The sequence below is a fragment of the Frankia tisae genome (assembly GCF_025403405.1).
GTDB lineage: Bacteria > Actinomycetota > Actinomycetes > Frankiales > Frankiaceae > Frankia > Frankia tisai.
In genome coordinates this window covers 1-7358 of record NZ_JANEZT010000339.1, presented here as the reverse complement: position 1 = coordinate 7358, position 7358 = coordinate 1, and the positions used below count along the sequence as shown (strand labels likewise).

The 7358-nt window shown below is 75.2% G+C and carries 4 protein-coding genes; 2 read left to right on the top strand and 2 right to left on the bottom strand.

Annotated elements, in window-relative coordinates; genetic code table 11:
* Positions 1 to 3630: alpha-(1->3)-arabinofuranosyltransferase domain-containing protein (locus tag NBZ85_RS24715; protein WP_261562683.1), on the top strand; the 3630-nt coding region annotated here is incomplete at its 5' end.
* A gap of 100 nt (positions 3631 to 3730) precedes the next feature.
* Here NBZ85_RS24715 and NBZ85_RS24710 read toward each other — a convergent pair.
* Positions 3731 to 4378, bottom strand: a complete 648-nt coding sequence (locus NBZ85_RS24710) for a hypothetical protein (RefSeq protein WP_261558239.1) — start codon at positions 4376 to 4378, stop codon at positions 3731 to 3733.
* A gap of 506 nt (positions 4379 to 4884) precedes the next feature.
* Between NBZ85_RS24710 and NBZ85_RS24705 the strand changes: the two genes are divergently transcribed.
* Positions 4885 to 6306: a condensation domain-containing protein gene (locus NBZ85_RS24705; RefSeq protein WP_261558238.1), complete on the top strand. Its 1422-nt coding sequence runs from the start codon at positions 4885 to 4887 to the stop codon at positions 6304 to 6306.
* Between the two features lie 53 nt (positions 6307 to 6359).
* On the opposite strand, the gene NBZ85_RS24700 is transcribed toward NBZ85_RS24705, so the two are convergent.
* The coding region (locus NBZ85_RS24700) for a glycosyltransferase (protein ID WP_261562682.1) at positions 6360 to 7358 on the bottom strand (999 nt) is incomplete at its 5' end.

The window sequence follows — 7358 nt, the reverse complement described above, 5'->3', positions numbered from 1 at the left end:
GACACCGGCACGGCCGCGCGCCCCGGCCCGCCCCCCGGCTTCGGGCGCGGGGACGCCGGCGGGAACGATCCCGCGGCCGACCCGGCGCGGCGGCTGTCCCCCCGCCGCGCCGCCGCGCTGTCGGGCCTCGCCGTCCTGGGAACCGGCGGCATCAACGCCACCGTCACGCTCTGCGTGCTGCTCTGCCCGGCGGTGGTGCTGGTGTTCGCGGGCGGGACCCGCCGGGCGTGGGCGCTGCGGGCCTGGTGGGTGGTGGCGGTCATCCTCGCCTCGGCCTGGTGGATGCTGGCGCTGGTGGTGCAGGGCCGGTACGGGCTGAACTTCCTCCCCTACACCGAGACCGTCCAGACGACGACGGCGACCACGCCGGTCGCCGAGGCGCTGCGCGGCGCGGCGGACTGGATGGCCTACCTCCAGCTGCCGCGCCCCTGGCTGCCCGCCGCGACCGAGTACGTCTCCCGGCCGGTGCCGATCGTCGGTTCGGCGGCCGTTGCCGCGATCGGGCTGTGGGGGCTGTCCCGGCCCGATCTGCCTGCCCGCCGGTTCCTGCTGGTGACGCTCGCCGTCGGCACCGTCTCCGTCGCCGCCGCCTACCCGGGCGACCCGGGCAGCCCCTTGTCGGGTGCGGTGCGCGATCTGCTCGGCAACCAGCTCGGCTTCCTGCGCAACGTCTACAAGTTCCAGCCGGTGGTGCGGCTGCCGATCGCGCTGGGCGTCGGGCACGCGCTGACCGCCCTGCCGGCCCGGGTCCGCCGAGCCCGGGGCCGGTGGAACTGGGCGCGTCCTCGGGCCGGCGTGACGACGGCCGCCGCCGCGGTGACGGTGGCCGCGCTCGTCTGCGGCATGACTCCCGCGCTGTCCGGCCGCGCGTTGCAGCCCCGCCCGTTCACCGCGGTGCCCGACTACTGGGTGCAGGCAGCCGACTGGCTCAGCGGGAACCCGCAGGGCGGCCGGACGCTGATCCTGCCCGGTTCGCCATTCGCCGAGTACGACTGGGGCCGTCCGCTCGACGAGCCGTTGCAGTGGCTGGCGAAGACGCCCTGGGGGGTTCGTAGCCTCATCCCGCTCGGCGGCACCGGGGTGACCCGGCTGATGGACGGCATCGAACGCGAGCTGGCAGCGGGCTCCGCGCCGGGGCTCAGCGACGCGCTGGCCCGGGCCGGCATCGGCCAGATCGTGCTGCGCAACGACCTGGAGCAGAAGGACTGGGACATTCCCCCGTCCACCGACGAGCTGCATCGGGCGCTGCGATCCTCCGGGCTGACGCCGGCCGCCTCCTTCGGCCCGCAGGTGCCCGCGCGTGCCTCGGCGAAGGAGCGGCTCGTCCCGGCGCTGCGCAACCCCGGGCAGAAGGTGCCGGCGCTGGAGATCTGGACGGTGCCGACGGGCGCGAAGCTCGTCCAGGCCTACGCCGCCGACGGAGCCGTCGTCGTCTCAGGCGGGCCCGAGGCGACGGTGCAGCTCGCCGCGCAGGGCCTGCTCGGCGCGGACCGGCCCGTCGTGCTCGCCGCCGACCTCGCCGACCCGTCGGCCTCGGCGGCGGCGTCGACGAGCCCGAACGCGATCAAGGTCGCGCCGCGGGAGGTGATCGGGCCGTCGACCGCCTGGGTCGACACGGACACCTTCACCCGCCGGGACAGCACCTTCGGCATCGTCCACGACGCCAACTCGTACCTGCTCGGGCCGACCGGCAACGCCGTGGGCAAGGCCGGGGAGCCCCACCAGTGGGCCGAGGACGACGTGGCCGGTCACCAGACCGTCGCCGGCTTTGTCGGCGGCGTGTCGGTCACCGCCTCCTCCTACGGCTACGACCTGCTCGCCGCGCCGGACCTCGCGCCCCCGGCCGCCGTCGACGGGTTCACCGCGACGGCTTGGACGGCGATGCGCAAGCCGGGCACCACCTCCGCCGGCCAGTGGATCCAGCTCGACGTCGGCCGCCAGATGACCGTGCCCTACATCGACATCCGGCTGCTGTCGGAGGGCCCGTGGCGACCGGCTGTGCGGGCGATGCGGGTGACCAGCGAGGCCGGTGCCGTCGTGACCGATGTGTCCCCGGTGGAGGACATCCAGCGCCTCGCCGTCCCGCCGGGGGCGAGCCGTTGGTACCGGATCGGGTTCGAGCGGGTCGACCGGGAGAACGACGACACCCTCGGCGCCGGCATCCGGGAGATCACCGTCCCGGGCGTCACGTTCGACCACTACGCGCAGCTCCCCGACGACGTCGGCCGGCTGTTTGCCGGGGCCGACCAGGGGGACGTCGCCTTCTCGCTGGCCCGGCAGCGGGTCGACCCGGCGCAGCCGTTCGGCGGGTCGGAGGAGCTGGCGCTGTCCCGCCGCTTCGACGCGCCCCGGGAGATGACCTTCACCGTCAACGGTACGGCGAGCTTCCTGCCGCCCCCCCGGGGCACCCCCGCCGCCGACGACAAGCCGTTGGTCGTCGACTGCGGCAGCGGTCCCGCCCTGGTCGTCGACGGCAAGCGCTACCCGCTGCGGATCACCGGGCGCAACAGCGACGTCACCTCGGTGCTGCCGGTGAAGGTGTCGCTGTGCACCGACGGAAGCCGCCTCACGTTGCCGGCCGGGACCCACCAGCTTCGCGTCGACGAGGGCCTGACCTCGATCCTCGTCGACTCGCTGGGGCTGGTGGGTGCCGGGCACCAGCCGGCCGGGCAGGCGGCGCGCGCGACGGCGGTGCGCCAGTGGGGCGCGGAGCACCGGACCATCCAGATCGGGGCGGGCACCCGGGCGTTCCTCGCCGTGCGGGAGAACGCGAACACCTCATGGACGGCGAAGCTCGGCGGCACCACCCTCACGCCCGTGCGTCTCGACGGCTGGCAGCAGGGTTGGATCGTGCCGGCCGGCGCCGGCGGCACCATCCTCATCGACAACGTTCCCGGCACGGAATACCGGCGCAACCTGATCGTCGGGTTGCTGCTGGTGGTCCTGCTCGTCGTGCTCGCCATGCTGCCGGCCCGCTTCCGGCTGCGGCGGCGCTCCGACGAGAACGGGTACCCGGCCTTCCCGCCCGTGCCGCGGGCGGCCCGTGCGGCCGGCGTCGCGCGGTCGTCGGGGGCGCGGTCGTCGGGGGCGCGGCCTTCCGGGGCGGTCGCCCGGGCGGTGTGGACCGGGCTGGCGATGGTGGCGCTTGCGCTGGTGGCCGGCCCGGTCGCCCTGGCGGTGCCGGTGCTGGTCTGGTTCGGGCGGTCCCGGCCGTGGGCGCTGGCGTGGTTCGCCGCGCTCGCGATGCTCGCCTCGGGCATTGGAGTCGCGGCGCAGCCGAACAGCCAGCCCGGATCGGGTCACGGGGCGTTCGGCGTGCCCGTGCAGGTGTTCGGCTCCCTGGCGCTCGCCGCGGTGCTCGCCTCCCTGGCCGTCTGGGGCTGGGAACGGCCCGCGGGCCCGGACCGCCCCGGACCCGCGGACTTCGCAACGGACGGCGACGACCCAGGCTCCCGCGGCCCCGACGGCGACCGTCCCTTCGGCGACGGCGGCCCGTACGGCCGAGGCCCCTACGGCGGCCCGTCTGGCGGCCCTCGTGGCGGTCCGTATGACGCCGGTGGCCGGGGATCACGTGTCGGGAGGCGGACTCGGGATGGCGATGTGCGGGCCGGAAACAGGAGACTCGACTAGCGCCACCGCGACGTCATCCGCAACATGCCGGCCGTGCTCGCGCAGGCGCGGCTGCGGGTTCTGCGCCGGCCGGCCGCTGACGCAGGCTGAGCCGAGGGCATCAGTCGAAGCCGTTCTCCCGCAGCCACCGGCGCCGCCGGCGGGCGAGCAGGAGCCGAATGATGCGGGGCCGGCGGGCGAAATCCTCCTCGAGGATGAGGCGGTGGACGGTCATGTCCTCGGCATAGCGGAAGCCGTCCTCGTCCGTCGATTCGCGATAGCCCATCTCGACCAGATCCTGGGAGTCGGGGGTGCGGTCCACCCAGCCCAGCAGGAACGCGCCGGCGGTGGGGAACTCCGCCGCCGCGGCGGTGAACTCGTGGGATGGGTCGAGGTGCAGCAGGCTCGCCGTCCGCCAGAGCGGGGCGAGCGCGCGTAAGTCGTCGCGGTAATCCATGCTGCGCAGGCTGGCGAGCCCGACGGCGAGCAGCCCCAGGCGCAGCAGGCCGGGGTCGGCGCGGCGAACCGCGAGTGAGGCCATCCGCAGCCCGAAGGCCCGCAGGGTCTCCGCCTCCACCTCCGGGCGGATCAGCGCCAGGAGCTGCTCGAGACCGCTGCCGTGCCGCGCCTTGTTCAACAGCTCGACGATGGCGAGGTCGCGGTCGTGGGGAATCGCCTGATCGGCGTAGTGCGTCAACGGTCCACCCATGAGGCAGACGAGATCCGCGAGTTCGATCCGGTCCGACGGGCCCCTGTCGTCGCCGGTCATCGCGCTCCTTTCCGAGCGGGCACAGGTCGCAGCCGGCTGCGAGCCGCGGACCGCGGGCGGGCAAGGCCGAAATCCTTTCAGGTCCCGACGATGATGACCAGTGGGTAACAGCCGGTGACAGGGTGCCCGTTTCGGGGCTGGGGGTAGTACGAGGGTGCGGGGCACAGGTAGACCTTTGGGATTCGTTACGCCTCCGCGTCGACTACCCGGCGTGAGCATTGGGCTGGCCCGTGGGCGGGATCCACCCCTCCTACCGGGCCTGTTTAGGGGCCTCTGCCTGGTGATGTCGCGGTTCGTGGCGGCCCCGTGAGGAGGGGTCCGGGTGGGGCCGCAGCGGGTGCCCCATGCCCAGGGTGGGCGATTTCGCCTGGTTACGCTTGACTAGCTCCTCGACGGCGACGTGCGCCATCGCCGTGAAACCGCGAGATCCCCTGCAGAAAGGCCGGCCTACGACAATGGGATTGGCGCAGGACGGCGGCGCTTCGGCACCGCCGATACCCGATCGGGTGTTGACTCCGGGTGAGCAAATTCTCGCCGCCTCGGACCGGGCAAGTGCGCCGCTGACCTGCGGACTGTTCGTCCAGACGACTGGGCGGCTGGACCCGGCGCGGCTACGGGCCGCAGCGTGGGCGGTGATCCGTCGTCATCCGATGGCCCGCGCCGTGCTGTACGGATCCCGCCAGCACGCCTGGCGGTTCGCCGCCGAACCGACGGCCGATCCGGTCGGCTTCGTCGACGACGGAACCGACGGGTGGCGTATCCACGAGATCCTGTCCTCGGCGCCGTTCGATCTGCGCCGCTACCCGCCGGTCCGGGTGGCGCTGGTGCGTCGGCCCGACGGCGACCAGCTCAGCGTGGTGGCTCATCACCTTGCCTTTGACGGACTGCGGCTCGCCGCGCTCGTCGCCGAGATCCTCGACCACTACCGGGAGGCGGCCTACGACGCCGACCGCGACGGCGCCGTCGCCCCGGACGAGGGACACCGCGGCGTGCCGGCGGGCGTGCAGCCGCTGGCCCACACCGGCGCGCCCGGCTGGGCCACGCTCGTCCGCCGGTCCGGGCGTTACATCACGCCGCTGGCGGTGGGGGGCGACGGCTACGGCTTCCACCCGCTGATCCTGGCGGTGCCCGCCGGCCGGCGGATGCTGCCGGACGGTCGGCGGATGACCATCAACGACCTGCTGATCGGCGCGGCGCATCTGGCGATCGACCGGTGGAACTCCCGCCGGGGCGGGGGGTCCAGCCGGCTGCGGATCCGGATGCCGATCGACCTGGCGTCCCCGCCGTCGTCGGCCGCGACGCCGTCATTCCCCACGCCGGGCGAGATCAGAGGCAACCGGACCGGCCTGAAGATCATCTCGAGTGAGGTTGCGGACCGGGTGGACGCGCTGCAGCTCGCCGTCCGCGTGGTGGAGCAGACCGGCCCGGCCAAGCAGGCCGTCCCGCCGGTCGTGCCGGGGCTCTCCGGCGCGCTCGGGGTCGCCGTGGCGCGGTTCGTGCCCGGCCCGTGGCGCAGCACGCTGCTGCGCTGCGGGGTCGCCGCGGGGCGCCCAGTGCTCGCCCCGACCGCCGCGGTGAGCAACCTCGGTCGCTTCGACGACCTCGCCGGGGCCGCCGGGCTGCCGATCAGCGCCGTGTACTTCACCGGGACGGCCGGGATGCCGCAGGGGTTGTTCATCGGCGTTCTCGGGATGGGCGACAGCCTGTACGTGACGTTCGGTTACCACCGCCACCTCCTCGGCCCCGGCTCGGTGCCAGCCTTCGCGGATCTCTACCGGGCCGCCTTCGTCGAGCTGGGCGACACCGACGCCACCTTGCCGACGCCGGCGACCGCGCCGACGCCCGCCGTGGCCAGGGCATCGCGGCCGGACCGCGCGGCGGCCCCGGCGGTGACCACCCGCCGCGGCGGGGCCGTCCCGTCGCGCTGACGACAGGCCGGGCGGCGGGCCGGTGGGCCGGACGCGCCGCCCGGCCGGGACGTTCACCCGCGGCCGGCGGGCACCCCGGTGGCCGCCCGCCGGGATCCGGCGGGCGGCGGTGCGTCGGCCCCCGACGCCAGCTCGCGGCTCGTGGCAACCAGCAGGTCCTCCCCGGTGCCGGGGCGCAGCCGGGCCTCGGCGGACACCCCAGCCCGGGCCAACGCCGCCTGCGCGGCGGCCTCGCCGGCGCCGTAGAGGACGGCGACCGCCTCGGCCCCGTCGGGATCCGGCCGATAGACCAGGTCGGTGCGGCGCAGGGCGGGGCGGGGCGCGCCGGCCGGCAGCGTGAACGCGGCGTGGGTGAGCTCGTCGTCGACCCGGCGGCGATCGCGCGCCGCTCTCTCCCCGCGACCCGAGCCACGCGCCTGCGCCTGCGCCAGCCGGTCGATCTCGGCGGTGACCACCCGGGCGAGCAGCTCGGCGCCGGCGTCCCAGGTGAAGCTGGCGGCCCAGGCACGTGCGGCCGCGCGCAGCCGGGCCGCGGCGGGCGGATCGGCCAGCGCCCGCAGCGCCGCGCCGATCGTTCCCGCCAGCGGCACGCCCTCGTCGACGAGCCAGCCTGTCGTCCCGTCCCGGATCGCGTCGCGCAGTCCCGGCACCCGGAACGCCACCGCCGGCACCCCGAGGGCGGCCGCCTCCAGTACCGACAACCCCCAGCCCTCCCCGTGCGAGGGGTTCACCGTCAGCCAGGCCGAGGCGAGCAACCGGTCGCGGGTGGCCGCGTCGGTGTAACCATGCCACCGAACCACGTCGCCGCCGCGGGAGTCGCCGCCGGGGGAGTCGCCGTTGCGGGCGTGGCCTTCCCCGAGGGCGCCGTCCGCGGGGGCACTCGTGAGGCCGAGCGCGACCGCGCGGGCGACCAGCCGCTCCCGGTCGGGGCCGTCGCCGACGACATGGACGGTGAGACCCGGATGAGCGGCGACCAGCGCCGGCAGCGCGTCGAGGAGCAGGTGCAGCCGCTTGTGCGGCACGAGCCGGCCGACGCAGACGATCGTCGGCGC

Bases quoted from the DNA above. Each gene is read 5' to 3' on its own strand.
- NBZ85_RS24710 (WP_261558239.1), bottom strand. From the start codon at position 4,378: ATGACCGGCGACGACAGGGGCCCGTCGGACCGGATCGAACTCGCGGAT.